The organism is Pseudomonas sp. RGM2987, assembly GCF_022952855.1.
Taxonomy (GTDB): domain Bacteria; phylum Pseudomonadota; class Gammaproteobacteria; order Pseudomonadales; family Pseudomonadaceae; genus Aquipseudomonas.
The window spans coordinates 1-26306 of the sequence record NZ_JALJDX010000148.1 but is presented as its reverse complement, the minus strand read 5'-3'; the positions used below and the strand labels follow the sequence as shown (position 1 = coordinate 26306).

Annotated in this window: 24 protein-coding genes; 12 read left to right on the top strand and 12 right to left on the bottom strand. The window is 63.3% G+C overall.

All coding sequences use genetic code 11. From position 1 onward, the window contains the following. Nucleotides 1-136: 136 nt before the first annotated feature. Together RGM2987_RS05730 and yedA are read right to left on the bottom strand one after the other, a co-directional pair. Nucleotides 137-1474: a DEAD/DEAH box helicase gene (locus tag RGM2987_RS05730; RefSeq protein WP_245139148.1), complete on the bottom strand. Its 1338-nt coding sequence runs from the start codon at nt 1472-1474 to the stop codon at nt 137-139. A gap of 60 nt (nt 1475-1534) precedes the next feature. Then, a complete protein-coding gene (gene yedA, locus RGM2987_RS05725) occupies nt 1535-2437 on the bottom strand; it encodes a drug/metabolite exporter YedA (protein WP_245139147.1) in 903 nt (300 codons plus the stop codon). 162 nt (nt 2438-2599) lie between these two features. On the opposite strand from yedA, the gene RGM2987_RS05720 reads away from it, so the two are divergent. Next, a complete protein-coding gene (locus RGM2987_RS05720; RefSeq protein WP_245139146.1) occupies nt 2600-3052 on the top strand; it encodes an Lrp/AsnC family transcriptional regulator in 453 nt (150 codons plus the stop codon). A 129-nt stretch (nt 3053-3181) separates the two neighbouring features. On the opposite strand, the gene RGM2987_RS05715 is transcribed toward RGM2987_RS05720, so the two are convergent. The 3 genes from RGM2987_RS05715 to RGM2987_RS05705 all read right to left on the bottom strand — a co-directional run bounded on the left by RGM2987_RS05715 (nt 3182) and on the right by RGM2987_RS05705 (nt 5180). Further along, nucleotides 3182-3793: a 3'-5' exonuclease gene (locus RGM2987_RS05715; protein WP_245139145.1), complete on the bottom strand. Its 612-nt coding sequence runs from the start codon at nt 3791-3793 to the stop codon at nt 3182-3184. 22 nt (nt 3794-3815) lie between these two features. Then, complete coding sequence (locus RGM2987_RS05710; protein ID WP_003185707.1) at nt 3816-4295, bottom strand: NYN domain-containing protein; 480 nt, start codon at nt 4293-4295, stop codon at nt 3816-3818. A 126-nt stretch (nt 4296-4421) separates the two neighbouring features. Beyond that, complete coding sequence (locus RGM2987_RS05705) at nt 4422-5180, bottom strand: DUF2076 domain-containing protein (protein ID WP_245139144.1); 759 nt, start codon at nt 5178-5180, stop codon at nt 4422-4424. A 175-nt stretch (nt 5181-5355) separates the two neighbouring features. Here RGM2987_RS05705 and RGM2987_RS05700 point away from each other — a divergent pair, with 175 nt between their 5' ends. Continuing rightward, nucleotides 5356-6018, top strand: a complete 663-nt coding sequence (locus RGM2987_RS05700) for a YciC family protein (protein ID WP_245139143.1) — start codon at nt 5356-5358, stop codon at nt 6016-6018. 82 nt (nt 6019-6100) lie between these two features. Then, a complete protein-coding gene (locus tag RGM2987_RS05695) occupies nt 6101-7180 on the top strand; it encodes an endonuclease/exonuclease/phosphatase family protein (RefSeq protein ID WP_245139142.1) in 1080 nt (359 codons plus the stop codon). 143 nt (nt 7181-7323) lie between these two features. On the opposite strand, the gene hrpB is transcribed toward RGM2987_RS05695, so the two are convergent. After that, nucleotides 7324-9840 carry an ATP-dependent helicase HrpB gene (gene hrpB / locus RGM2987_RS05690; protein WP_245139141.1) on the bottom strand — a complete coding sequence of 839 codons (2517 nt, stop codon included), beginning with the start codon at nt 9838-9840 and terminating at the stop codon, nt 7324-7326. 95 nt (nt 9841-9935) lie between these two features. Here hrpB and RGM2987_RS05685 point away from each other — a divergent pair, with 95 nt between their 5' ends. Together RGM2987_RS05685 and RGM2987_RS05680 are read left to right on the top strand one after the other, a co-directional pair. Continuing rightward, complete coding sequence (locus tag RGM2987_RS05685) at nt 9936-10355, top strand: polyribonucleotide nucleotidyltransferase (protein ID WP_245139140.1); 420 nt, start codon at nt 9936-9938, stop codon at nt 10353-10355. Between the two features lie 28 nt (nt 10356-10383). Beyond that, nucleotides 10384-11277, top strand: a complete 894-nt coding sequence (locus RGM2987_RS05680) for a cation diffusion facilitator family transporter (RefSeq protein WP_245139139.1) — start codon at nt 10384-10386, stop codon at nt 11275-11277. Between the two features lie 157 nt (nt 11278-11434). Here the strand turns inward: RGM2987_RS05680 and RGM2987_RS05675 are convergent, their stop codons facing one another. Continuing rightward, nucleotides 11435-12439 (bottom strand): DUF6515 family protein, encoded by a 1005-nt coding sequence (locus RGM2987_RS05675; protein WP_245139138.1) that lies wholly within the window; start codon nt 12437-12439, stop codon nt 11435-11437. A 415-nt stretch (nt 12440-12854) separates the two neighbouring features. On the opposite strand from RGM2987_RS05675, the gene RGM2987_RS05670 reads away from it, so the two are divergent. Further along, nucleotides 12855-13334: an Lrp/AsnC family transcriptional regulator gene (locus tag RGM2987_RS05670; protein WP_024780290.1), complete on the top strand. Its 480-nt coding sequence runs from the start codon at nt 12855-12857 to the stop codon at nt 13332-13334. Nucleotides 13335-13590: 256 nt separating this feature from the next. After that, the gene (locus RGM2987_RS05665; protein ID WP_003185724.1) at nt 13591-13800 is read left to right on the top strand and encodes a DUF2788 domain-containing protein; all 210 of its coding nucleotides are present in this window, start codon (nt 13591-13593) and stop codon (nt 13798-13800) included. Here the strand turns inward: RGM2987_RS05665 and RGM2987_RS05660 are convergent. The 4 genes from RGM2987_RS05660 to RGM2987_RS05645 form a co-directional block, all read right to left on the bottom strand. After that, nucleotides 13795-14361, bottom strand: a complete 567-nt coding sequence (locus RGM2987_RS05660; RefSeq protein WP_245139149.1) for a pseudouridine synthase — start codon at nt 14359-14361, stop codon at nt 13795-13797. The genes RGM2987_RS05665 and RGM2987_RS05660 overlap by 6 nt on opposite strands. 149 nt (nt 14362-14510) lie before the next feature. Continuing rightward, nucleotides 14511-16010, bottom strand: a complete 1500-nt coding sequence (amn, locus tag RGM2987_RS05655; protein ID WP_245139137.1) for an AMP nucleosidase — start codon at nt 16008-16010, stop codon at nt 14511-14513. A gap of 235 nt (nt 16011-16245) precedes the next feature. Next, nucleotides 16246-17895 carry an acyl-CoA dehydrogenase family protein gene (locus tag RGM2987_RS05650; RefSeq protein ID WP_245139136.1) on the bottom strand — a complete coding sequence of 550 codons (1650 nt, stop codon included), beginning with the start codon at nt 17893-17895 and terminating at the stop codon, nt 16246-16248. 73 nt (nt 17896-17968) lie between these two features. After that, entirely contained in the window at nt 17969-20353 is a 2385-nt protein-coding gene (locus tag RGM2987_RS05645; protein ID WP_245139135.1) for a hybrid sensor histidine kinase/response regulator, read from the bottom strand. Nucleotides 20354-20762: 409 nt separating this feature from the next. Between RGM2987_RS05645 and RGM2987_RS05640 the strand changes: the two genes are divergently transcribed. From RGM2987_RS05640 to RGM2987_RS05625, 4 genes are all read left to right on the top strand, one after another. Beyond that, on the top strand, nt 20763-21560 hold the full coding sequence (locus RGM2987_RS05640; RefSeq protein ID WP_245139134.1) for a hydroxymethylpyrimidine/phosphomethylpyrimidine kinase: 798 nt from the start codon (nt 20763-20765) through the stop codon (nt 21558-21560). A gap of 17 nt (nt 21561-21577) precedes the next feature. Then, the gene (gene thiE / locus RGM2987_RS05635; protein ID WP_245139133.1) at nt 21578-22204 is read left to right on the top strand and encodes a thiamine phosphate synthase; all 627 of its coding nucleotides are present in this window, start codon (nt 21578-21580) and stop codon (nt 22202-22204) included. Nucleotides 22205-22227: 23 nt separating this feature from the next. Next, nucleotides 22228-23511 (top strand): glutamate-1-semialdehyde 2,1-aminomutase, encoded by a 1284-nt coding sequence (gene hemL, locus RGM2987_RS05630; RefSeq protein WP_245139132.1) that lies wholly within the window; start codon nt 22228-22230, stop codon nt 23509-23511. A 216-nt stretch (nt 23512-23727) separates the two neighbouring features. Further along, nucleotides 23728-24282: a tetratricopeptide repeat protein gene (locus RGM2987_RS05625; protein WP_245139131.1), complete on the top strand. Its 555-nt coding sequence runs from the start codon at nt 23728-23730 to the stop codon at nt 24280-24282. Between the two features lie 150 nt (nt 24283-24432). Here RGM2987_RS05625 and RGM2987_RS05620 read toward each other — a convergent pair whose 3' ends face one another. Further along, entirely contained in the window at nt 24433-24762 is a 330-nt protein-coding gene (locus tag RGM2987_RS05620) for a DUF1820 family protein (protein WP_003185742.1), read from the bottom strand. Between the two features lie 132 nt (nt 24763-24894). Between RGM2987_RS05620 and miaB the strand changes: the two genes are divergently transcribed. Further along, nucleotides 24895-26223, top strand: a complete 1329-nt coding sequence (gene miaB, locus RGM2987_RS05615; RefSeq protein ID WP_245139130.1) for a tRNA (N6-isopentenyl adenosine(37)-C2)-methylthiotransferase MiaB — start codon at nt 24895-24897, stop codon at nt 26221-26223. The last annotated feature ends 83 nt before the right edge of the window (nt 26224-26306 follow it).

Sequence of the window (26306 nt, the reverse complement as noted above, 5' to 3'; positions counted from 1 at the left end):
GGCGGTGTGTCAGTCAACATCTTCGTTAACTGATACACCGCCTTCGCGAGCAAGCCCGCTCCCACACTGGGGCCTATGCAAATCCCTTGCTCCGGGCCCGATCCGACGCCAGCGGTCTACCGGATAAACCCAATCCTCAAGGCTTACGCTTACGCGGCCCGGTATTGAACACCGGCACTTTGCGCACCGGCTTGACCGACGGCTCCACCGGCGCGGCGTCGCCACTGTCGACCCACTTACCCAGGTTGCGCTTGCCGCCACCGCCCGAAGTTTTCGGTTTCTTCGGCTTTTTCGGCTTCTTGATCACCTGACCGCTGGCATCGGTGTCCGGCACCCTATGTTCAGGCTCGAAGTCCTGCTCCATCTGGCGAGTCAACGTCTGACGGGTCAACATCTCAATGGCCGACAGCAGATTCACTTCATCGGCGCAGACCAGGGAAATCGCCTCACCCTTCGAGCCCGCCCGGCCAGTACGGCCGATACGGTGGATGTAGTCCTCGGCGACTATCGGCAGATCGAAATTGACCACCAGCGGCAAGTCTTCAATGTCCAGGCCACGGGCGGCAACGTCGGTGGCCACCAGGATCTGCACCTCACCCAGCTTGAAGCGGTCCAGCGCCCGTTGCCGGGTGGCCTGGGGCTTATCACCATGGATGCCATCGGCGTTGACGCCCAGGCCCTGGAGTTTTTCCACCAGCGCATCGACGCCGTTGCGGGTTTTGGCAAACACCAGCACCTGCTTCCACTTGTTCTTGCGCATCAGGTGCACGAACAGTTCCGGCTTGCGCTTCTTGTCCACCGTCACCACCCATTGCTTGACGGTGTTGGCAGCCACGTTGCGGGGACTGACTTCAATGCTCAGCGGGTCGTTGAGCATCTGCCCGGCCAACAAGCGTATGGCGTCGGAAAAGGTCGCCGAGAACAGCAGCGTCTGGCGTTTTTTCGGCAGCGCCTTGTAGATATTCGCCAGTTCCTCGGAGAAGCCCAAGTCGAGCATGCGGTCGGCTTCGTCCAGCACCAGGGTCTGGAGCTGGTTGAACTTCAGCGCGTTCTGGCGGAACAGATCCAACAGGCGCCCCGGCGTGGCGACCAGCAGGTCGACGCCCTTGCGCAGCTTCATCATTTGCGGATTGATGCTGACGCCACCGTACACCGCGTAAGTGCTCAGCGGCAGGTTCTGCGCGTATTGACGGACGCTTTCATGGACCTGCTCGGCCAACTCTCGGGTCGGCACCAGGATCAACGCCCGCACCGAGTTAGAGGCGACCTTCGGCCCTTCGGTGGTCAGCAACTGCAACAGCGGCACAGCGAAACCGGCGGTTTTACCGGTGCCGGTCTGGGCCGCAGCCATCAGGTCGCGACCGGCCAGTACCGCCGGCATGGCCTGGGCCTGCACTGGGGTCGGGGTCTGGTAGCCGAGCGTGTCGAGGGCGCGCAGCAAGGGGTCGATCAGGCCAAGGGTGGCGAAAGTCATGGAAGTACCGTAGGAAAAATCAGCGCAAGGTGTGTGCAATGCGCGGCAGTTTACCCTAAATCAGGTTACGGCCGGCGCAGGCTTGGGTTTGCGCCACTGGGGCAACCCGATCAGCACCACTGCACTGATGATCACCAACATCGCCACGGACTCTTCGACGCCGATGGTTTCGCCGGCGAAGACGATGCCCAGCAGCACCGCCACGGCCGGATTGACGTAGGCATAACTGGTGGCCGCCGCCGGACGCACGTGCTTGAGCAGATACATGTAGGCGTTGAAGGCAATAATCGAACCGAAGCACGTCAGGTAAGCCAGGGCGAACCAGCCTTCGAACGGCGGCATCTGTTCCAGGCGTTCGCCGCTGGCCACGCTGCCGATCAACAGCACCACACCGCCCACCAGCATCTCCACGGCGCTGGCCATCGCCCCCGCCGGCAACGGCACGTGCTTGCTCAACACCGAGCCGAAGGCCCACGAGGCCGCCGCGAACACCAGCAACGTGGCGCCCAAGGGGCTCGATTGCAGGTTCGAGCCCAGGTTGAGCATGGCAATGCCGATCAGCCCAAGGACAATCCCCGCCCATTCCAGACGGGTATTACGCGCGCCCCAGAAATAGCCGCAGAGCAAGGTAAACAACGGCACCGTCGCCACAGCCAGCGCCGCCACCCCGGAAGCCACACCGGTGTGTTCAGCCACGCTCACCGCACCGTTACCAAAACTGAGCAACAGCACGCCAATGATCGCCCCGGCCTTCCATTGCGCCCAGGTCGGTGCCGGCGCCCCACGCCAGCGCAGGAAGCCGTACATCAGCGAGCCGGCCAGTACGAAGCGAATCCCGGCCAGCAACAGCGGCGGCCAATGCTCCACGCCGATACGGATCACCAGGTAGGTCGAACCCCAGATGACGTACAAGGCGAAGAAAGCAGCGATCAATGGCAGAGGGAAACGGCGTACGCCCGGCATGGTTGGCTCGAAGTCAGGTCAATGAAGAGAGGTTATTCTAGAAAGGCGACCGGCGGAAAATAAGCTACAAAACCTGTTTATCCGAGCCATACACTTTTCAAAACACGGAGATCAACGCTATAAACCGTGCTTTCGAAAGTGACGCTCTCTGGAAGCCATACCGTGGATAAATACGACCGCATGCTGCTCGCCGCCCTACTGGAAAACGGCCGTGCGTCCTACGCCGACCTGGCCCGCAAAGTGAACCTGTCGGCCCCGGCCGTGGCCGAGCGGGTCAGCAAACTCGAAGCCAGTGGTGTGATCACTGGCTATCAAGCCAAAGTCGACATGGCGAAGATCGGCCTGCCGGTGCAATGCGTCATCGAACTGCGGATGAACCAGCACGGCAATCAAAAGACCTACGACGAACTGTGCAAAATCCCACAACTGACCGAGTGCCACCGGGTGACAGGCGACCCCTGCGTGATCATGCAGGCGGCCGTCGGCTCGATGCCGGAACTGGAAGAACTGATCAACCGCATCGCCAAGTTCGGCTTCAGCAAGACCTCGATCGTGCTCTCCAGCGCCATTGAAAAGCGCGTGCCGTTGGGGCAGTTGGAGGGCAATGGCAAATAGCAGACTCACCACAAATCAACATTGTGGGAGCGGGCTTGCTCGCGAAGGCGGTATATCAGTCGACATTTACGTTAACTGACCCACCGCTTTCGCGAGCAAGCCCGCTCCCACAGGGGTTTTGTGGTGCATTCAGCCTACGCGATAGCGCTTGAGATGCTCATTGATCTTCGCCGCCGGCACTTTCTGCAAGCTGCACAGCAGGTCATGGGACAACTCCCGCATTCCATGCTTTTGCCGCAACTCGCCGACCAGGTGGGCAGTGAGGTTGGCGGCCATTTCGGCGTCGGCCATGGCCCGGTGAGCCTGGCCGGTGTGGGGCAGGCCGGCGAAGCTGTTGAGGGTGCCGAGCTTGTGGTTCGGCGCCGCCGGCATCAGGCGCCGGGCCAGCAACAGCGAGCAGGCGAAATTCTGCAGGCGGGTGCGCTTGATCCGCCCCAGTTCGAAGTCCCAGAACTTCTGGTCGAATGCGGCGTTATGAGCCAGCAGTGGCGTGATGCCGACGAACTCATTGACCTCGTTCATCACCTTCTCTGCCGGCGGCGCGCTGCGCAGCATGGCGTTGCTGATACCGGTCAGTTGCTCGATGAAGGCCGGCACCCGTACGCCGGCGTTCATCAGGCTTTGGTAGCGGTCGACAATCTGCCCACGCTCGAGGATCACCACGGCGATTTCCGTGGCCCGGCAACTGCTGCTCGGGGTGATTCCGGTGGTTTCAAAGTCGATGACTGCGATGCGTTCCAAACCTGTATGAACTCCGTACAAATCAATTCTTGAGCAGCAGCGCGCCTTCGATGGGCACGTAGCGGCTGGCGGCGCGGATCAGCGAGTTGGCCGTCAGCCCCGGCACACCATAGGCCACCGCCTGCACCCCGTGCTTGCTGATGATGCGTTCGAGCAGCATGTCGAAATCGCCATCGCCGGAGGCCAACACCACTTCATCGACGTGATCGGCGGCGTCCATGATGTCCAGGGTGATGCCCACGTCCCAGTCGCCCTTGGCCGAACCGTCACTGCGTTGAATGTAGGGCTTGAGCTTCACGACGAAGCCTAAGTTGCGCAGGATCTGCTGGAACTGCTGCTGCTTGCTGTCGCCACGGTCGATCGCATAGGCGTAGGCCTCGACGATCTGCCCCTGCTTGCTGACATCGGCCCACAGCGCGGCGTAGTTGAAGTGGCAGCCGTAGGCCTGGCGCACGGTGTAGTAGAGGTTCTGGACGTCGGCGAACACTGCAATTTTTTTCACCGCGGTTCCTCTTGGATGCACGAGCGCAGGCCAGTGGGCCTGAAAAGGCGCCCAGTATGCCAGCCCAAAGGAACGTCACGCGAATAATCGGTCCGAGGCGCACGGGCGCCCCGGACGAATGGCAGGTCAGACGAAGGAGTCGTCGTCGCTGAAGAAGGAGGAATCGTCGCTGTAGTCGGCGTCGCTGAAACCGCCCTGGTCATTGCCGAAGCCTTCGTTATCGGCGACGCGCTGGTCATCGCCCCAACCGCTGTCGCCGGCTTCGTTGACCGGTTGAGCCGGCTCTTCGCGCAGGATCTCGACGATTTCCTGCGGCTGCTGGTTGCTGTGGAACAGGCTGCTGATGCCTTGGGCCAGCATCACGCCACCGGCCACGCCGGCGGCGGTTTTCAGCGCGCCCCCGAGGAAGCTGCCCGCGGCCGGCGCCTGCTGTTGCGGTGCGCCGTAGCCGGCGGGCGGCGCACTGAAACCCTGCTGGGCCGGGGCGGCGTTGAACGAGGGCCGCGCCGGTTCACGCCAGCCGCCGGAGGCCGGAGCGCTTGGGGCAGGTGCCGGACGCGAGTCCCGGTTGCTGCCACCGAAAATGCTCGACAGAAAACCACCGCCGCCACTGCTTGATACCGGCGCCTGACTGCGGGCCTGTTGCAGTTCGGCCTGCAATTGCTCGACCTGCTGGGTGAGCTGCTTGTTCTGCTCATCGAGGCGCTTGATCGCGGCCTCCTGCACCAGAATCGCCTGGGCCATGAAATAACCGGCCGCAGGCTGGCTCGCCAGGTGCTCCTTGATCCGCGCCTCGGCCTGGGCGTCGCGCGGGGCTGAGTCCTTTTCGGCTTGTTGCAGCCGTGAAAACAGTCCATCGATCAGGGTTTGTTCTTCGCTGTTCATGGCGACCTCATCAGATTGCCGGGTAGAAAACCATTCCGATCCCAAGACCGGTGCGAACCAGTTATGGGGCTCGCCAGCAAGGTTTCAACGGTCTTTACCAGATGTTTACGTTTGCTTGTGCGGGGGGGCGATCGGTTAAAGTGTCGAACCGCTTTTCGAACTGCGATACCGACCCATGAATCCGTTTGACGTGTTGCGCGACTCCCTTTATTTCTTCAAGCGCCATCTGGGCCGGATCGCCCAGCTGTGCCTGCCGTTGGTGATACTGGAAGCACTGCTGCAACAAGGCGTGGACAACGCCGTCGGCCCCGAAGGCTTCCCCGGCTACAGCCTGATCGTCGGGTTGCTGGTGTACCCGCTGTACACCGCCGCGCTGATCCTGTTTCTCGACGCCCGCAGCCGTGGTGATGCGCCACGCCCCCGTGATCTGCTGGCGACAGCCCTGACCCTGTGGCCGCGCTTTGCCCTGCTGACGGCTCTCAATACGCTGATGATTCTGGTGGGTATGTCGCTCTACATCCTGCCGGGCCTGTGGCTGATGGTGCCCCTGGCCTTCAGTGAATACCTGTTGGTCCTGAGGGGGCTGACACCGCTGGCCGCGATGAAGGAAAGCATGAACATGAGCCGCGGCAATTTCTGGCGGATCCTGCTGTGCATCCTCTGTGTGATGGGCCCGCTGTGGCTGCTCAAGGGCGTCAGCGTCTCGGCGTACCCGCCACCGCAGAATCCCGTGCTCAGCCTGCTGATCGAAAGCGTTCACAGCTTCCTGCAATTGTTCACCACCGTGGTGCTGTTCCGCCTGTTCATGTTGATCGAAGGGAAACCAGGCAACCGCTGATGGCGCTGCCTTGGGCTTGGGCTCGAGAAGCGCTCTCGGTTATGCTCGGGATCACTTTCGCGTTTCGCCCATAAGCCGAGCCATGACCCGTCTACTGCGCTACATCCTGCTGGGCCTGCTGTTGATCCTCAGTCTGGCCTTCCTGTCGATCTACGGCTTGACCTGGCGGCCGCAGCCCCGGGAAACACTGCCGGTCAGTTGCGCGGCCAACGCAGCGCCGCTGATGCCCGGCCAGGCCTTGAAAGTGATGACCTGGAACGTGCAGTTCCTGGCCGGCAAGCGCTATGTGTTCTGGCATGACCTGGCTCAGGGCGACGACGAAAGCCCGACCCTGGAAGACATGGCCTTCAGCCTCGATGAAGTGGCGCGGGTCATTCGCGATGAACAACCCGACGTCGTGCTGCTCCAGGAACTGGACAACGGCGCCAAGGCCAGCGACTACCAGAACCAGCTCAAATTGTTGCAGGAACGCCTGGCCGATCTCTACCCGTGCAGCACCAGCGCCTTCGACTGGAAGGCCGATTTCATACCCGCCCCGCACATCTTCGGCAGCGTCGGCCGGCAACTGGCGACCCTGAGCCGCTACCGCATCGACCATGCCGAACGGGTGCAACTGCCGGTGGCCGATGCCAATTTCATCAGCCGTCAGTTCCAACCCAAGGACGCCTTGCTGGTGAGTTACCTGTCGCTGAGCGATGGCGGCCAACTGGCGGTGCTCAATACCCACCTGGAACGGGCTGCCGAGGCCGATGAAACCCTGCCCGCACAAGTCAGCGCCGTCGCCAAGGCGCTGGACAAACTCGAATCCGCCGGCACGCCGTGGCTGATCGGCGGCGACTTCAACCTGTTGCCCCTGGGCCAGTACCGGCGCCTGCCCGTTGAACAACGCATGCCCTACTCCGCCGACAGCCCGCTGCACCTGCTGTGGGACAAATACCCGATGATTCCCACCAACAACGAGGCCAGCGGCATCGACCGCGAGCACTGGCTGACCCACTACCCGAACGACCCCGGCCTCAACGGCCCCGACCGCACCGTCGACTACCTTTTCTACAGCCCACGGATCAAACGGGTCGAAGCCCAGGTGCGGCAGGACGATACGTTACGGATCTCGGATCATCTGCCGGTGATCGCGCGGTTCTTGTTGCCGGCTACGCCATAGCAGAATCAACGGTCGAACTCCTGTGGGAGCGGGCTTGCTCGCGAAAGCGCTGGATCAGACATATTTGTACTGACTGAACCGACGCTTTCGCGAGCAAGCCCGCTCCCACAGAAGGTATCAGGCTGAACTCAACCTCACTCAACTCACTTACGCGGCTTCACCCGCGCCGTGGCCTCGGCCACCAACGGATCATCCGGCCAGTAATGCTTGGGATACCGTCCTTTCAAATCCTTCTTCACCTCGGCATACGTGCTGCGCCAGAAGTTCGCCAGGTCCTGGGTCACCTGCACCGGTCGCCGTGCCGGTGACAGCAGGTGCAGCTTGACGATCTGGCGGCCGCCGGCAATGCGCGGGGTGTCGGCCAGGCCGAACAGTTCCTGCAAGCGCACGGCCAGGATCGGTGGATGCTCACTGTAGTCCAGGCGGATCGAGGAGCCCGAGGGCACGCTCAGATGGTGGGGAGCCAATTCGTCCAGGCGCTGCGGCAACGGCCAGGGCAGCAGGTTGTGAACGATGCTGGATAGATCCAGGTTGGCGAAGTGACTGAGGCGCGAAACCCTCCCCAGGTAGGGCAGCAACCAATGTTCGAGGCTTCGCAGCAGCGCCGCGTCGCTGACGTCCGGCCATTCACTCTCGCCTTTGGCGTCCAGGTCCAGGCGTCGCAACAACGCCACCCGCGCCTGCCACTGGCGCAGCTCCGGGGTCCACGGCAGCAGTTCCAGGCCCTTGCGGCGCACCAGGTTCACCAAGGCCTGGCTGCGGGCGGCTTCATCCAGCCCGGTCAGCGGCTCGCGGCTGAGCACCAGTTCGCCGACCTTGCGCTGGCGCTCGGCCCGCAGCACGCCTTCGCGTTCGTCCCAGTCCAACTGGTCCACCGTGTGTACCTGCTCGGCCAGCACCGAGTCGAACAGCGCCGGGTCGAAATCGCTTGCCAGGTAAATCCGCTCCTCGCGCTGGCCCTGGCGGCTGCCCAGGTCGGCGACAACCAGCCACGTTTGCTTCATCAGACTGTCGGCCTCGGCAAACAGCGCGGCGCGACCGTTGGCCAGACGATACTCCGCCCCGCCCGGTCGGCGCTGTTGGGCAACGCGGTCCGGGTAGGCCAATGCCAACAGCGCGCCAAGCCAGCGCGGATGATCGGGATCGGCCACCGCTTCCTCGGCCTTGCCCCGCAGGTAGCCGCGATATTGCCGGGCCAACTGCCGAGCCCGCTGCACGCCGCCCTGGGCGCCACGCGCCGCCCGCTCTTCGCCCGATAACAAAGCCAGGCGACTGTGTAGATCCGCCCCGGCACCGCGCAGAATGTCACGTTCGCCCAACAGCGCCGCAACGTTACACGCCATGTCCGCCAGCCCCAGCGCCTGGCCGCGCAGCAACAAATGGGCGATCCGTGGATGAGCGGGTAACTCGGCCATGGCCTGGCCGTGGCGAGTCAATTGCGCTCCGTCCAGCGCGCCCAGGCGTTGCAGCAGGTCCTGGGCCTGGGCGTAGGCGGCGGCGGGCGGAATGTCGAGCCAGACCAGTTGCTGCGGGGTCACGCCCCAACGTCCCAGTTGCAACGCCAGGCCGGCCAGGTCCGCCGAGAGAATCTCCGCGCTGCCATAGGCGGCCAGTTGTTCGTGCTGGTCTTCAGACCACAACCGGTAACAGATCCCCGGTTCCATGCGTCCAGCTCGACCCGCGCGCTGAGTCGCGCTGGCCCGGGAGATGCGCTGGGTGTCGAGCCGGGTCATGCCGCTGCCCGGATCGAAACGCGGCACACGCGCAAGGCCGGCGTCGACCACTACCCGCACGCCATTGATGGTCAAACTGGTTTCGGCAATGTTGGTCGCCAGCACCACTTTGCGTTTGCCGGAGGGCGCCGGGTCTATGGCCGCGCGTTGGGCCGCAAGGTCCAGTTCGCCGTGCAACGGACAGAGCAGCACAGTGGTGTTCTCGCCCAGAGCGTCGGCCAGTTGCTGGTGGACGCGACGGATCTCCGCCTGCCCGGGCAAGAACACCAGCACACTGCCGTGTTCATCGTGCAGCGCTTCCAGCACTGTCTGCACCAGTCGCGGCTCGATGAATTCACCGGGCTGGAACGGGCGGCCCCAACGCACACTGACCGGATACATCCGCCCTTCGCTGCGCAGGATCGGCGCGTCGTCCAGCAGCCCGGCCAGGCGCTCGCCTTCCAGAGTGGCGGACATCAGCAGGATCTTCAGCGGCTGGTCGTCGCGAAACAATTCCCGGCCATTGAGGCTCAGGGCCAAGGCCAGATCCGCGTCGAGGCTGCGCTCGTGGAACTCATCGAAAATCAGCAGGCCCACGCCTTCCAGCGCCGGGTCGTCCTGCAAGCGGCGGGTGAGGATGCCTTCAGTAACCACTTCGATACGGGTGTCAGGGCCGACCTTGCTGTCGAGGCGAATCCGGTAGCCAACCGTTTCACCGACCTTTTCCCCCAACTCACTGGCCAGCCGCTCGGCCGCCGCCCGGGCTGCCAGGCGCCGAGGTTCGAGCATCAGGATGGTCTGCCCGGCCAGCCACGGCTCGTGCAACAAGGCCAGGGGCACGCGGGTGGTTTTACCGGCGCCGGGCGGCGCTTCGAGCACAGCTTCGTGGCGCGACGCCAGGGCTTGACGCAAGGCGGGTAAAACTTCATCAATCGGCAAAGAAATCATGCTGGCTCCAAAACAGAGGGCCGAGTATAACGGCGAACTGTTTGGCGTGGTCTGGACTCAAACCAGCAACGCCCTTACCTGTTCAGGAGATTGTTATGCGTATGCCCTTTCGCGTGATTGGCGGCGTCCTGGTCGCTGCCCTGCTGACCCAGATCAGTGCCTGTGGCTCGATCTTCTACCCGGACCGTCGCGGCCAGATCGATGGCAAGATCGACCCGGCGATTGCCGCGCTCGACGCCGTCGGACTACTGTTCTACATCATCCCCGGGCTGATTGCCTTCGCGGTGGACTTTGCCACCGGCGCTATCTATTTCGAGCCGGGTCGCAGCGTCCAGATCGAGCCAGAGAAACTCAAGCCGGCCATCAATCCTGACGGCACGGTCAACAACCAAAAATTGCAGGCGATTCTGGAGCGCGAACTGGGCCGCAGCTTCCCGCTAGACGATCCTCGACTGATCCAGCACAAAGGCAGCGCACAGCAACTGGCCGCGCTCGGGCTCAAGCCTGCCGCGTGATGGGCGCCACTGAAGGAACGACCGCGCCATGACCACCAGCATCGAACACGCTCGCCTATTGCGCCTGGCGACCCGGGCGTCGGTGGGCGTGGCGCTGATATTGATTGTCGCCAAGGCGCTGGCCTGGTGGTTGAGCGGTTCGGTGAGCATGCTCGCCGGCCTGACTGACTCGGCACTGGACGGCGTCACTTCGCTGCTCAATCTGCTGGCCGTGCATTACGCGCTGCGCCCAGCCGACGATGACCATCGCTACGGCCATGGCAAGGCCGAGTCCCTGGCGGGCATGGCCCAGGCGCTGTTCATCGGCGGCAGTGCGGTGTTGATCGCCTTGCAGGCCTTCGAGCGTTTGAAGCACCCGGTGCCGGTGGATGCGCCCTGGCTGAGCGTCGGTGTGATCGTGTTTTCCCTGGCGCTGACCCTGGCGTTGCTGGCGCTGCAACATAAAGTCATCCGCGCCACCGGCTCCAACGCCGTGCGCGCCGATTCGCTGCACTATCGCTCCGACCTGCTGCTCAACGGCAGCATCCTGGTGGCCCTGGTGCTGGCCGGGTTCGGCTGGTATCAGCTCGACGCCTGGTTCGGCCTGGGGATCGCCGCCTACATTCTCTGGAGCGCGGTCCAGATCGGCCGGGAAAGTTTCGCGGTGCTGATGGATGAGGAACTGCCACCCGACGTCAGCCAGCACATGCTGGCACTGGCCTGCGGCGTGCCCGGCGTGCTCGGCGCCCATGACTTGCGCACGCGGATTTCCGGCAACCATTGGTTCGTGCAACTGCACCTTGAATTGCCCGGCGAGCTGACCCTGTCAGTGGCCCACGGCATCAGCGACCAGGCCGCCGATGCCATCCACCGCGCCTATCCGAAGGCCGAAGTGCTGGTGCATGCCGATCCTTCGGAGGTGGTGAAAAACATCCGCACCTGATGCCTGCCCCCTGTGGCGAGGGAGCTTGCTCCCGCTCGGTTGCGCAGCGACCGCAAGATCCTGGGGCCGCTTCGCCCGAGGCGTCGGACCGTCCCAGCGGGAGCAAGCTCCCTCGCCACAGGGGAACGCATTCTCACCACAAGAAGCCGCGTTGCGATCAGTAACTCACCTGATACCCACGACTGCCCAAGCAACTGCCCTGGGCCTGCCGATAGGTCTGCACCACCTCCGGCGCTGGCGGGTAGGTGTAGTTGCGCGGGTCGAAACCGCTCTGCTGCACGGCCCAGCGATAGCAATCGTAGCCATCCTGGTTGACCTGCTCGGGTGACTGTCCGTTGGCCGGATATGCCACCACGTCGTAGCTGTTACCCTGGGGTTGCGGCTGCGGGTTGGCAACGGGCGCATCGACCACCACGTAATCCTGGGTATTGGCCTCATAAACGTAATAGGCCCCGGCGGCGAGGAAAAACAGCGAGCTACCGATCCACACTTCACGGGCGTAGTCGGGCAGGTAGCGGGTACGGATGCCTCGCGGCGGCTCTACCACTACATAGCGCGGCCCTTGAGGGCGATACCAGTAGCCGCCCGAATAGAAGTAATCCTGGCCGCGATAGGGCACCCGGTAGTTGCGATCCGGGAAGCGGTCGATCACAGACCCCGGACGGTACTGCGGCCCGGGACCCCAGCCGTTGCCATGGCCATCCGGACGACCGGCCCAATGCTGGTCGGGACGATTGTCATGATTGGGACGCTGGCCGCCACTCGGATAGCCTTCGCTGCGGCGCGGGATATCGCGGTAATAACCCTGCTGCGGTTCCCGGGTCTGGGTCACGCTGTCGGGCCGTCCCTGGATCGGCAGGTTATTGCCCGGTTGCTGCGGCGGGCGACCGTTACCGTTGGGGTCGTGAGGTGGCCTGCCGTAGTTCTGCCCGCCCTGACGCTGGGCGCCGGGCTCGAACTGGCGACTGTTGTCGCCCCGAATGATCTCGTTGCTCTGTGGCCGAGGCTGACCCGAGTACCCCTGGCCGTTGCCGCCTCGCCCATCGTGATCGCGCCCACCGTCCGGACCGCCACGGTTCTGCTGATCATCGGCCATTCCCTGCGCACTGACACTTGCCCACAACAGACCAACACCTGCCAAACGCCAGATGCGCGACTTCATGTTATTCCTCACGACGGTTCAGGGCCTGATGATAAGACTGGAGAAAGCCCAGGCCGGTTCTGCGACAGATTATCAGCCGCGAGGTTTATTTCGCAGGCATTAAAAAAGGGAGACCCATCGGCCTCCCCTTGAGAACTTCGTCCGTGCGCGACGCTTTTGACGTCGGCTCACCTCACACTGTCTTCTGGACCGTGTGCAGCTCGGGGGTCTGCCAACACCGGTGGGTGTTGCGACCGCAGCCGGCCTGTTTGGGCGGGCTGCACTGGACTGTTTGTCCGAGCAGTGATCTTGGTGATAAGAATAAGCCTGGCGTGCCGACAGATGATTGCGAAGATTGCGGAAATAAACATCACTTGCGCAATTTTTAACCTCGGATAGATAATCCGCCGCAATTATCAAGATAAAGGCCCGACCGATGAGCAAACTCGACCGTTATGACCTGAGCATCCTGGCGGAATTGCAGCGCGACGCACGCATCTCCAACCAGGAACTGGCCGAGCGGATCGGCCTCTCGCCTTCTCCCTGCTCGCGCCGGGTCAAACAGCTGGAGGATGACGGCTATATCACCCGCCAGGTCGCCCTGCTCGATCGCAAGATGCTCGGCCTGAGCCTGACCGCCTACGTGCTGATCGGCATGGACCGCCACACCCCCGAGCGTTTCGAGAACTTCGAAGCGGCGATCCGCAACCTGCCGCAAGTGCTGGAATGCAGCCTGGTGACCGGCATGGATGCCGACTACCAACTCAAGGTCGTGGTACCCGACATGGACCACTACCAGAAACTGCTACTGGGGCACCTGACCCGGATCGACGGCGTCACCAGCGTGCGCTCCAGCTTCGTGCTCAACCAGGTGCTCAGCAGCACGGAACTGCCGTTGACCCACCTGCGCAGCTGACCGCTTTTGTGGCGAGGGAGCTTGCTCCCGCTGGGACGGTCCGACGCCTCGGGCGCAGCGACCCCAAACTTCGACCGGATTGCCATGGACCGGGTTGCGACTGCTGCGCAGTCGAGCGGGAGCAAGCTCCCTCGCCACAACGCGTCAGCCCAGGCGATGAACAGCTGCGACACACCGCCGCAGGCCAATCCCTCGCTCATCCCCCATGCCGTATAATCGCCCGGCCTTTCAACCGCGCCTGTGCCGGAGTGTCCCGATGGATCCTGCTGTTTTCGAAGAGTGGATGATGACCGGTCTGGTCAGCATCCTGATCATTTTCATGGGTTTCATCGTCTGGGACCTGGCGAAGAAGTCCAAGGCCGGGCGCTTCGGCTCGTTCATCCTGTTTTTCGTGCTGGGCCTTGGCGTGGCCGCGTTCGTCATCAAGAGTGTAGTGATCGGCCTGATCGAATCCGGGGCGTTATAAGCGCGCCGGCACTTCCTTCCACTGGCCCTGGTCCAGTCCTTCAAGGGACCAATCACCAATCCTGACCCGCACCAGCCGCAGCGTCGGCAAACCCACCGCGGCGGTCATGCGCCGTACCTGACGGTTGCGCCCTTCGCGAATCACCAGTTCCAGCCAGCTCGTGGGCACGCTTTTGCGAAAACGCACCGGCGGGTTGCGCGGCCACAGTTGCGGCTCATCCAACGGGCGAGCCTCGGCCGGCAAGGTCATGCCGTCGTTCAACTCCACCCCATCGCGCAAGCTCTGTAACTGCTCGGCACTCGGTTCGCCTTCCACTTGCACCCAATAGGTCTTGGCCAGTTTGTGTTTGGGATCGGCGATGCGCGCCTGCAATTGCCCGTCGTTGGTCAGCAACAGCAGTCCTTCGCTGTCGCGATCAAGGCGTCCGGCCGGGTAGATACCGGGCACGTCGATAAAGTCCTTGAGCGTCGCCCGCCCTTCCCCGTCGCTGAACTGTGTCAGCACATCGAAAGGTTTGTTGAACAGAATCAGCCTGGGCTCGGCCGGCGGGGCCTTGGCCACCCGACGCGGGGCGGTTGCTGGCGGCTTGGCGTCAGGACGACGGGAAGCGGGGCGTGGAGGACGGGGCATGGCGAGTACAACATCTAACGGTCAGGGCCGACCATGCTAGTGGCCCGACCGTTAAATAACCACTGTCCGTCAACAGGACATCAGCGGAACGGCGGCTCGTCGAAGCTGCGCAATTTGCGCGAGTGCAACGAATTGAGTTCGGTGCGCAACAGGTCCAGCGCCGCGATGCCGATCTTCAGGTGCTGGTTGACCGCCCGCTCATAGAACGCGTTGGCCGAGCCCGGCAGCTTGATTTCGCTGTGCAACGGTTTGTCCGACACGCACAGCAACGTGCCGTAAGGCACCCGCAGGCGATAACCCTGGGCGGCGATGGTGCCGCTTTCCATGTCCACCGCCACGGCGCGGGACAGGTTGATCAGCGGCCGCTCCTGGGCCCAGCGCAGCTCCCAGTTGCGGTCGTCGTAGGTCAGCACGGTGCCGGTGCGCAGGCGTTTTTTCAGCTCGTCGCCCTTCTCGCCGGTGATGTTCGCCGCGGCCTGTTGCAACGCCAGCTGCACCTCGGCCAAGGCCGGGATCGGGATGTTCGGCGGCACCACCCGGTCGAGAATCCCATCGCGACGCATGTAGGCGTGGGCCAGCACGTAGTCGCCGATGGTCTGGGACTGCCGCAGCCCGCCGCAGTGGCCGATCATCAACCAGCAATGAGGGCGCAGCACCGCCAGGTGGTCGGTGATGTTCTTGGCGTTGGACGGGCCGACGCCGATGTTCACCAGGGTCACGCCATGGCCATCGCTGGCTTGCAGGTGATAGGCCGGCATCTGGTAACGGTGCCAGACCACGCCGGCGGCAATCGCCGACGCTTCGCCGTGGTCCATGTTCTTGTCGATGATCACGTTGCCCGGCAGGACCATGCGCACGAAACGCGGATCGCTGCGCAGTTGCTCCAGGCCATGGACGATGAATTGGTCGACGTAGCGGTGATAGTTGGTCAGCAGGATCCATGGCTGCACATGGCGCCAGTCGCTGCCTGTGTAATGCACCAGGCGGCGCAGGGAAAAGTCCACGCGAGCGGCGTCGAACAGCGCCAGGGGCAGCGGGTCGGTGTTTTCCCAGTCGTACAGGCCGTCGGCGATGCCGTCGGTGGCGGCCGACAGGTCAGTGCTGGGGAACACCCGCGCCAGCACCGCAGCGGTCACGCCGGAGCCGGCCAGTTCATCGCCCTGCTCCACCACGTACGGGTACGGAATATTTTGTTCGCTTACACCGACTTCCACGGTAACCGTGAAGTCGTGCATCAGCGGGACCAGTTGTTCCAGCAAGTATTTGCGGAACGCGGCAGGATGGGTGACGGTGACGCAGTAAGTGCCCGGCAGCTGGACCTTGGCATAGGCGCGAGTGGTTTGCGGGACCTCGCCATGGCAATGATAGGTCAGGCGCAGGGCCGGGTAGCGAAACAACGCCCGTTGCTCGGCACTCGGCTCGACACGGTCCTTGAGATAACGCATCAGCGCCTGGTTCAGCGCGGTGGTCGCACGCTCGTGCAGGGCCGCCAGGCGATCCACGGCTTGTTCGGCGGTTTGAACGACAATAAACGCTTCGGTCACGATCAGCTTCCTGTGTTCTGACTTGCAGGCCTTCATCTTGCCTGCATCGTGGCCTTACGGGAACAGTGGCGTAATGGGCGCTATCGGGTAGCCACTGATCCTGAACCACAGGAGTTCGTGTTGGACTGAGGACCCACGAACACCGCCAGACCATGTGGGAGCGGGCTTGCTCGCGAAAGCGGTGGGTCAGTCCATACAGGAGTTGAATGTGCCATCGCCTTCGCGAGCAAGCCCGCTCCCACAAGGAATCCGGGTGCTGATCAACAGCGACTCAGAACCCCTGCGGCGTGGAGCGCATCACGATGGCCTCGACATTCAGGCCCCGGGGCAAGGTGCCGTAGGCCCGCCCGGTCGAGCCGAGGCGGCTGGCGATGAAGGCGTCGCTGATGTCGCTGTTTCCCGCTTCGAGCAGCAGCCTGGCTTGCAGGCCGACGGCGATGTCTTCGGTCAGTTGCCGGGCGCGGTACTGGATGTCATCGGTGTCCTTGAACGCCGCCTGCAACCGGTGGATATGAGCGGCCAGGCGTTTGTCGCCATGGCCGTCGCCAAGCTCGCTGAACAACACTTCCAGCACACCGGGCTCCTTGGACAGGGCACGCAATACATCCAGGCATTGCACGTTGCCGGAGCCTTCCCAGGTCGAGTTGACCGGCGCCTCGCGGTACAGGCGCGGCAGGATGCTGTCTTCGACATAGCCGGCGCCGCCCATGCATTCCGCCGCTTCGTTGATCATCGCCGGGGCGCGTTTGCAGATCCAGTACTTGCCCACCGCCGTCACCAGCCGGGCGAATTTGGCCTCGTGCTCGTCACTCAGGTGATCCAGCGCCCGACCCATGCGCAGGCTCAAGGCCAACGCTGATTCGCTTTCCAAGGCCAGGTCGGCCAGGACGTTTTGCATCAGCGGCTGCTCGCTCAACAGCTTGCCGGCGACTTTGCGGTGGGCGCAGTGGTGGCTGGCCTGGGTCAGCGCCTGGCGCATCAGGGCACTGGAGCCGACCATGCAATCGAAGCGGGTCATGGCGACCATTTCGATGATCGTCGGCACCCCGCGCCCTTCCTCGCCGACCATCCAGGCCAGTGCCCCACGAAACTCCACTTCGCTCGAGGCGTTGGAGCAATTGCCCAGCTTGTTCTTCAGCCGCTGGATGTAGAACTGGTTGCGGCTGTCATCCGGCCGATGGCGCGGCAGCAGGAAACAGGTCAGGCCCTTGTCGGTCTGGGCCAGCGTGAGGAAGGCGTCGCACATCGGTGCCGAACAGAACCATTTGTGCCCCACCAGTTCATAGGCCTGGCCCGGACCACTAGCGCCCACCGGGTAGGCCTTGGTGGTGTTGGCCCGCACGTCGGTGCCGCCCTGCTTCTCGGTCATCGCCATGCCAAGGGTGACTCCGGCCTTGTGGTCGATGCCAACGTTGCGCGGGTCATATTCGGTGGCGAGTACCTTGGGCAGCCAGCGCTCGGCCAGGTCCGGCTGCAAACGCAGCGCCGGCACGCTGGCGAAGGTCATGGTCAGCGGGCAGCCGGTGCCGGCTTCGGCCTGGCTGTGCAGGTAGGTCATCGAGGCGCGGGCAACATGGGCGCCGGGCTGCGGATGGGCCCAAGGCAGGCTGGGCAGGCCATGCTCGACGGCGGCGCGCATCAGTTGGTGGTAGGCCGGATGAAATTCCACCAGGTCGACGCGATGCCCGTAGCGGTCATGGCTGGAAAATACCGGCTTGTTCTGGTTGGCCAGGAACCCCGCCTCCATCAGTGGCCCGCCGGCCAGTGCACCGTACTCATCGATCCGTCCCTGCGCCCAGCCCGCGCCGAAGCGTTGCGACCATTGCTGCAATGGCAGGTCGATGCGGTACAGGTTTACGCCATCCAGGGAGGGCGGCTGATTGGTGACGTCGTGGGTTTCGGCGAACTGGTGCAGGTTCATGACGGGGTCCTCGGTCGGCCAGCAGGGATTCAGTTAAGCACCGCCTCCAGGCCGAACAAAGTGTCATACCCGCCTAAATGTCGGCGCTTTCACCCTGCTTCGGGCACAGTACCCGGCGCTGGAGCACCGCCTGCAGTGCCTCGAACTTCACCGGTTTAGCGAGATAATCGATCAACGCACCCGACGGGCAGCACCGCTGCTCCCGGTCCGGGCTGACCACCAGCACCGGCAGGTCCTCGCAACCCGCCAGCGTGCGGATCTGACAGCAGACCGACGCACCATCCAACGGCGGCGACTGGCAATCGAGCAGCACCGCATCGAAACTCTCGTCGCGCAGCAGGTCCAGGGCGGCACTGCCGCTGTCGGCGGTGCGCACCCGGTAGCCCAGCTTGAGCAGCATGCCGCGCATGACCAACTGATCGATGTTGTTGTCATCGGCCAGCAGCACCGTGCAATCCTGCGGCAGGCGGGAGTCCTGGTGTGCGCTGAATGCAAATGATGACGGCGTGGCCTCGGGCAAGGCGATTTCAAAACTGACGTCCAGCTGGAAACGGCTGCCGCGACCGGGCTCGGACGTGTGGGTCAAGCGCCCCCCCAGCAGTTCCACCAGTTGCCGGCAGATCGCCAGGCCCACGCCGAGGCCGCCGTACTCGCGAGTCATCGAACCGTCGAGCTGGAAAAAGCGCTGGTACAGGGTCGCCTCCCCGAGGTCGGTAAAGCCGATACCGGTGTCGACCACCGCGAAGGACAGCACCAATCGATCAAGCTCCGTGGTCCTGCCGTTGACCCGCAGCACCACGCCACCGACCCGGGTGAACTTGATGGCGTTGTCCAACAGGCACTCCAGGCACTGGGTCAGCTTGGCGCTGTCGCCCAGCAAACGGTCCGCCAGCCCGGGCGCCACATCAACCTTGAAGTCCAGCCCCTTGGCCGCCGCGTTGGCATCGAACGGCACCTGCAAGGCATCGATCACCCCGCGCAGGCTGAACGGAGCCGACCGGGCCTTGAGCTTGCCGGCCTGCAATTCGGTGAGGGTGAGCATGCCGTTGACCATGCGCATCATGTCCCGCGCCGAGCCGGCGGCGGTCTGTTGGTACTGGGTCAGTTCCTCGTCCATCTCGACGGTTTCCATCAACTCCAGGGAACCGATCACACCATTCATCGGCGTGCGCAGTTCATGGGTCAGGGTGGCGAGGAATTCATCCTTGAGCTTGTTGCCCTGGGCCAGTTGCTGGTTGAGCACTTCCAGCTTCTGCCCGGCATCGAACAGGGTCTGGGCCTGCTGCTCGCGCATGGCATTGATGCGGTCGGCCAGGGCCAGGGACAACAGCGCCACCTCGATGGCCGAGCCTATCTGGCTGGCGTACATGGTCAGGAACACGTTTGGCAGGTAGCCGAGCACCATCAATGTATTGACGATGCCCCCCAGCAGAAACGCCGACCAGGCGATGATGAAATAGCGCGCCACCCGCAGCCCGCGCCACCAGGCAAGCAGCCCGGCGGCAAAGATCACCACGGTGAACACCAGCGCCAACAGCGTCGCCAGGCGCAGCGCCAACGCGTAACTGGTCATCAGCGACAGACCCACCACCAGGGCGCTGTAGGCAATCAGCGCCAGCAGCAAGCGGTCAAGCCAACGACTGTGTTGGGCGGTTTGCAGGAAGCTGCGGGCAAACTGGCTGCCGAACAGGCCCGCGCAACCGATGAAAAACGGCGTTGCGGCATTGGCCCACCAGGGATTGTCCGGCCAGAAATACTCCACGGCCGCGCCATTGACCGACAACTGATACAGGCCGAACGAGGCGATATAGACAATGTAATAGAGGTAGCTGGTATCCCTGACGCTCAGGTAGATGAACAGGTTGTAGACCAGCATCCCCAACAGCACACCGTAGATAATCCCCAGCACATACAGGCGCAACGGCTGTTGTTCCAGATACGCGGTGCTCGACCACAGCGTCAACGGCGCCTGGATCGAGCCCTGGCTTTGCAGGCGCAGGTACACGGTCTGCTGCTGATCGGGCTTGAAGTCCAGGCTGAACAGGTAGTTGTTCTGGCGAATTTCCCGGGCGGCGAACGGCAACGCGTCGCCGGTCTGACGGACCAGCCGATACCTCCCCGCGGCGTCCGGCAGATACAGGTCGAGGTGGTCCAACGGCGGGTATGCCAATTCCAGCAGCCAGGTGCGCTGGGCGTCCGGATTGCCGGGGCGGTATTGCAAATCGATTTTCAGCCAGAATGCCGAGCGCGAATAACCGGCGTTCAGCGTGGCTTTGTCATGGGGTTTGAAGTGCCCGGCGGCGGCCTGGGCCATCACTTCGTCAATCGTGGCCGTGCCATTGGCATCTTCCAGCACCTGCAGGGCATGGCCCAAAGGCAGGCTCTGGGTGAATTCATCGAATTCGAGGGCACTTGCCAGAGGCGACAAGCACAGCAGCAACATCAGCAAATAGCGCATTTAAGCCCCAGCGTGGCCTGTCCGGTTGAGTCAGGAAGCCCCCCATTCCCTGAGTAGACGTAAAACCGGCATTACCTGTTATTGGTTGGATCCATCTCTAGCATAGCCGTTGATGGCCAATTTGCACCATTGAAATTTTTCCCACAGAAGGCTCTAGAACGGGCGTTTCAGCGCCAAGCATTGAGATAGAGCTGTTGCTTTGGTCAGTGAGGAATCTAACCGGACGAACGTGGCGAGGGAGCTTGCTCCCGCCGGAGTGCGCAGCGCTCCCAAAAACCGGGGCCGCTTCGCAGCCCAGCGGGAGCAAGCTCCCTCGCCACGAAAGGCAACCAGCAAAGCGATCAATCGAGTACAAATCCCGCCGAGTCCGACCACCGATAAAACAGGTTTGGTGGTAAGCTCGCGCACCATGAATATCTACAGCTCTCGCCCCGTTGTCCTCTGTCTCTCCGGCCACGACCCCAGTGGTGGCGCCGGCTTGCAGGCAGATATCGAAGCCCTGCTCGCCCAGGGTTGCCATGCCGCTCCGGCCGTTACCGCGCTGACCGTGCAGGACACGGTCAACGTCAGCGATTTTCGCGTGCTCGACCGGGAGTGGGTGCTGGCGCAAGCCAATGCCGTGCTCAACGACTCGCAGGTCGCGGCGGTCAAGCTGGGGATGCTCGGCTCATTGGAAATGGTCGACACGGTGGTCGAGCTGCTCCAGGCCCACCCGCACCTGCCAATGGTCTGCGACCCGGTGCTGCGCGCCGGTGGTGGCGGGCGGCTGGGCAAGGATGAAGTCGGCTATGCCATGCGCGAACGCCTGCTGCCGCTGGCGATCATCGCCACCCCCAACCTGCCCGAGGCGCGGATCCTCGCCGAACTGCCCGAGGGCAGCGCCGACGAATGCGCGGAAAAACTGTTGCCCTTCGTCAAGCACCTGCTGATCACCGGCGGTCACGGCGATGAGCATGAGGTCCATAATCGCCTGTACAGCCGCGACGGTCGCCGCCAAACCTTTACCTGCCAGCGCTTGCCCGGCAGTTACCACGGTTCCGGCTGCACCCTGGCCAGCGCCCTGGCCGGTCGACTGGCGCAGGGCGAACAGCTCGCCAGCGCGGTCAAGACTGCACTGGATTACACCTGGCGCACCCTGCGCGACGCCGAAAGACTGGGCCAAGGCCAGTTCGTGCCGCGCCGCCTGCCGCTGGATTTCTGCTCGTAGCTCCGGAGGCCTGTGGCATGAAATTACGTGGCCTGTACGCCATCACCGACAGTCAACTGCTGGCTGGCAAATTCCTCGCGTATGTGGAAGCAGCGCTGGAAGGCGGCGTTACCCTGCTGCAATACCGCGATAAAAGCAGCGACGAGGCCCGGCGCCTGCGCGAAGCCGAAGCGCTGCGCAACCTGTGCGAGCGCTACAAGACCCAGCTGATCATCAACGATGACGCCGAGCTGGCCGCACGCCTGGGCGTCGGCGTGCACCTGGGCCAGACTGATGGGCCGCTGGGGCCGGTGCGGGCGTTGCTCGGGCACCAGGCGATCGTCGGCGCCACCTGCCACGCCAGCCTGGAACTGGCTGAACAAGCCGCCCGCGAAGGCGCCAGCTACGTCGCGTTCGGGCGCTTCTTCAATTCCAATACCAAGCCCGGCGCGCCCAGCGCAAACCTTGAACTGCTGGGCCAGGCCCGCCTCAAACTGCATATACCGCTGTGCGCCATCGGTGGCATCACCCTGGACAACGCCGCCCCGCTGGTGGCCCATGGCGTCGACCTGCTGGCCGTGATCCACGGCCTGTTCGGCGCCGACAGCACCGGGGAAGTGACGCGCCGCGCCCGCGCTTTCAATGATCTGTTGAAGATCAACTAATTTCCGTTTTCGAGAGCCCAACCATGTCCCGTTCCGAAACCCTGTTTGCCAACGCCCAGAAACACATCCCCGGTGGCGTGAACTCGCCCGTGCGTGCGTTCAAGAGCGTCGGTGGCACCCCGCTGTTCTTCAAGCACGCCGAAGGCGCGTACGTAACCGATGAAGACAACAAGCGCTACGTGGATTACGTCGGCTCCTGGGGCCCGATGATTCTCGGCCATAGTCATCCGGACGTGCTCGATGCGGTGCGCAACCAGCTGCAACATGGCTTGTCCTACGGCGCCCCGACCGCCATGGAAACCGAGATGGCCGACCTGGTCTGCTCGATCGTTCCATCGATGGAAATGGTGCGCATGGTCAGCTCCGGCACCGAGGCGACCATGAGCGCGATCCGCCTGGCGCGGGGCTACACCGGGCGCGACAGCATCATCAAGTTCGAGGGTTGCTACCACGGCCACTCCGACAGCCTGCTGGTCAAGGCCGGCTCCGGCGCGCTGACCCAGGGCGTACCGAGTTCGGCCGGCGTGCCGGCGGCGTTCGCCAAACACACCCTGACCCTGCCGTTCAATGACCTGGAAGAAGTCGAGAAGATGCTCGCCGATGTCGGCCAGGAAGTGGCCTGCATCATCGTCGAGCCAGTGGCTGGCAATATGAACTGCGTACCGCCGGCGCCGGGCTTTCTCGAAGGCCTGCGCAGCCTGTGCGACCAGCATGGCGTGGTGCTGATTTTCGACGAAGTGATGACCGGTTTCCGCGTTGCCCTTGGCGGCGCCCAGGCCCACTACGGCGTAACGCCGGACCTGAGCACATTCGGCAAGATCATCGGCGGCGGCATGCCCGTGGGCTGCTTCGGCGGCAAGCGCGCCATCATGGAATGCATCGCCCCGCTGGGCCCGGTGTACCAGGCCGGCACACTGTCGGGTAATCCGCTGGCGATGGCCGCCGGCCTGACCACCCTGCGCCTGATCAGCCGTCCGGGCTTCCACGCCGAACTGACCGACTTCACCACCCGCCTGCTCGACGGCCTGCAGATTCGCGCCGACGCGGCCGGTATCCCGTTCGTGACCACCCAGGCTGGCGGTATGTTCGGCCTGTATTTCAGCGGCGCCGATGACATCGTCACCTTCGAAGACGTGATGGCCAGCGATGCCGACCGCTTCAAGCGCTTCTTCCACCTGATGCTCGAGGGCGGCGTGTACCTGGCGCCGAGCGCCTTCGAGGCCGGCTTTACCTCCATCGCCCATGGCGAAGCCGAGCTGAAAATCACCCTCGATGCGGCCGAACGGGCCTTCGCGGCGCTGAAGTAAACCTGTGGATAACTGACGCTGGCTGACGCCGGCGTCAGTGATTGCCGACAAGCCCCGTGACTTTTCCTACGCATTTACCCGAGATGCAGCGGTTGGCATGCCTTCGCAGCAGAAAAACGAGTAAAGACTTTGTAAGGATGGCCCCGCTTATTTCATAATGCGCGCTTATTGGATCCCCCGAGGGTCCGCGCGCCCTTCAGAGGTAAGTCGATTCCCATGAACCGCACCGGCCGCATCCTTGCCTTGGGCTGCCTGTTGCTCCTTCAGCCCCTGCTGGCGAACGCACAGGCAGGCGGCAACTCGTTGTTGATCCCGGCACTGGGCCGTTGCACGCTCAACACCCAGCCACAAGATCTCGCACCGGCACTCGACGCTTGTAAAAAGGCGGCGGACGCGGGTGATATACAAGCGCAATACGAGTTGGGCGAGTTCTATTACGAAGGCAAGGTCGCGCCCCGCGACCTCAAGCTGGCCCTGGACTACTTCGAAAAAGCCTCGCTGCAAGGCCATGCCCAGGCGCAATACAAGCTGGGCGGCATGTTCTTCCACGGCGAGGGCGTGCCGGCCAACAATGTCCAGGCCTACATCGTTCTGAAGATGGCAGCGGTCAACGGCGCCGAAGAAGCCCTGGACACCGCCGACGAAGTCGCCGAGCAAATGCCCCGCGACGAGTTGGAGGTCGCCACCCAGGTGCTGGGGCAGATCTTTCGCAAATACCTGATGGAATTGCAGAACGCCGACGGGCGCACGCCGTTTTCGCCGTTGCCCTGAAACCACCCTGGCCTCGGCTGGGAGCAATTGTGGCGAGGGAGCTTGCTCCCGCCGGGCTGCGCAGCGGCCCCAGGATTTTGCGGTCGCTGCGCAACCGAGCGGGAGCAAGCTCCCTCGCCACAAAGGACTGCGCTCAACTTATCGACAAGTTTACTTCTCAGGCATTGGCATCGGAAACGGCATCACATTGCCGACCGCGCCGCGGGCTTCGCTGATTTTCGGGGTGCCCAGGCGTTCCACTTCGTCGATGCGCACGATCGAATGCATCGGCACGAAACTGCGCACCACCCCTTCGAACTGCGCCTTGAGCTTTTCTTCGCTCGGGTCGACGACCACTTGCGTGCGCTCGCCAAAGACGAACTCTTCCACTTCCAGGAAACCCCACAGATCACTCTGATAGATCTGCTTGGCGTACATTTCGAACACCTGGCCCTGGTTGAGGAAAATCACCTTGTAGATTGGAGCTTCACGTTTGGTCATGGCTGGCGAAACACATCGGCGGGTAAAAAAGAGGGCGCGAACTATAGCATAGCCGCTGCTCGCACAGCGGTAGGAACCGGGGGACTTGTTCCCTATAATGCGCGGTTCTTTGAATCACGTGATGACCCGTCCATGGCCAAGAAGCTATACATCGAAACCCACGGTTGCCAGATGAACGAGTACGACAGCTCGCGCATGGTCGATCTGCTGGGCGACCACCAGGCCCTGGAAGTCACCGCCCGCGCCGAAGACGCGGACGTGATCCTGCTCAACACCTGCTCGATCCGCGAGCGCGCCCAGGACCGGGTGTATTCACAGCTCGGCCGCTGGCGCGAACTGAAGCTGGCCAACCCGGAGATGGTCATCGCCGTCGGCGGTTGCGTGGCCAGTCAGGAAGGCGCCGCCATCCGTGACCGCGCGCCGTACGTGGACGTGGTCTTCGGCCCGCAGACCCTGCACCGCCTGCCCGAAATGATCGACGCTGCCCGCGTGACCCGACTGCCGCAGGTGGACGTGTCGTTCCCGGAAATCGAAAAGTTCGACCACCTGCCCGAACCGCGTATCGATGGCCCCAGCGCCTATGTCTCGGTAATGGAAGGCTGCAGCAAGTACTGCACGTTCTGCGTGGTGCCGTACACCCGCGGCGAAGAAGTCAGCCGGCCGTTCGACGACGTGATCGCCGAGATCATCCACCTGGCGGAAAACGGCGTACGCGAAGTGACCCTGCTGGGGCAGAACGTCAACGGCTATCGCGGCCTGACCCACGACGGCCGCCTGGCTGACCTCGCCGAGCTGATCCGCGTGGTGGCGGCGGTGGATGGCATCGACCGCATCCGCTACACCACCTCGCACCCACTGGAGTTCTCCGACAGCCTGATCCAGGCCCACGCCGAAGTCCCGGAACTGGTCAAGCACCTGCACCTGCCGGTGCAATCGGGCTCCGACCGGATCCTCGCGGCGATGAAACGCAACCACACGGCGCTGGAGTACAAATCCAAGCTGCGCAAACTGCGAGCAGCAGTGCCGGGCATCTGCATCAGTTCGGACTTCATCGTCGGTTTCCCCGGCGAAACCGAGAAAGATTTCCAGCAGACCATGAAGCTGATCGAAGACGTCGGTTTCGATTTCTCCTATTCCTTCGTCTACAGCCAGCGCCCCGGCACTCCGGCAGCCGATCTGGCGGACGACACCCCGGAAGAACTGAAAAAGGAACGCCTCAACGCCTTGCAGCACCGCCTGAACCAGCAAGGTTTCGAGATCAGCCGACAAATGGTCGGCACCGTCCAGCGGATCCTGGTCACCGACTATTCGAAAAAAGACCCCGGCGAATTGCAGGGCCGCACGGAAAACAACCGCATCGTCAACTTTCGCTGCGACACCCCGGCCCTGATCGGCCAGTTTGCCGATGTGCACATCGACGCCGCGCAACCGCACTCCCTGCGGGGCTCGTTGATTCAATAGCCACACCCTTCCCTGTGGGAGCGGGCTTGCTCGCGAATGCGGTGGGTCAGTCACATTCACGCAACTGACCCACCGCATTCGCG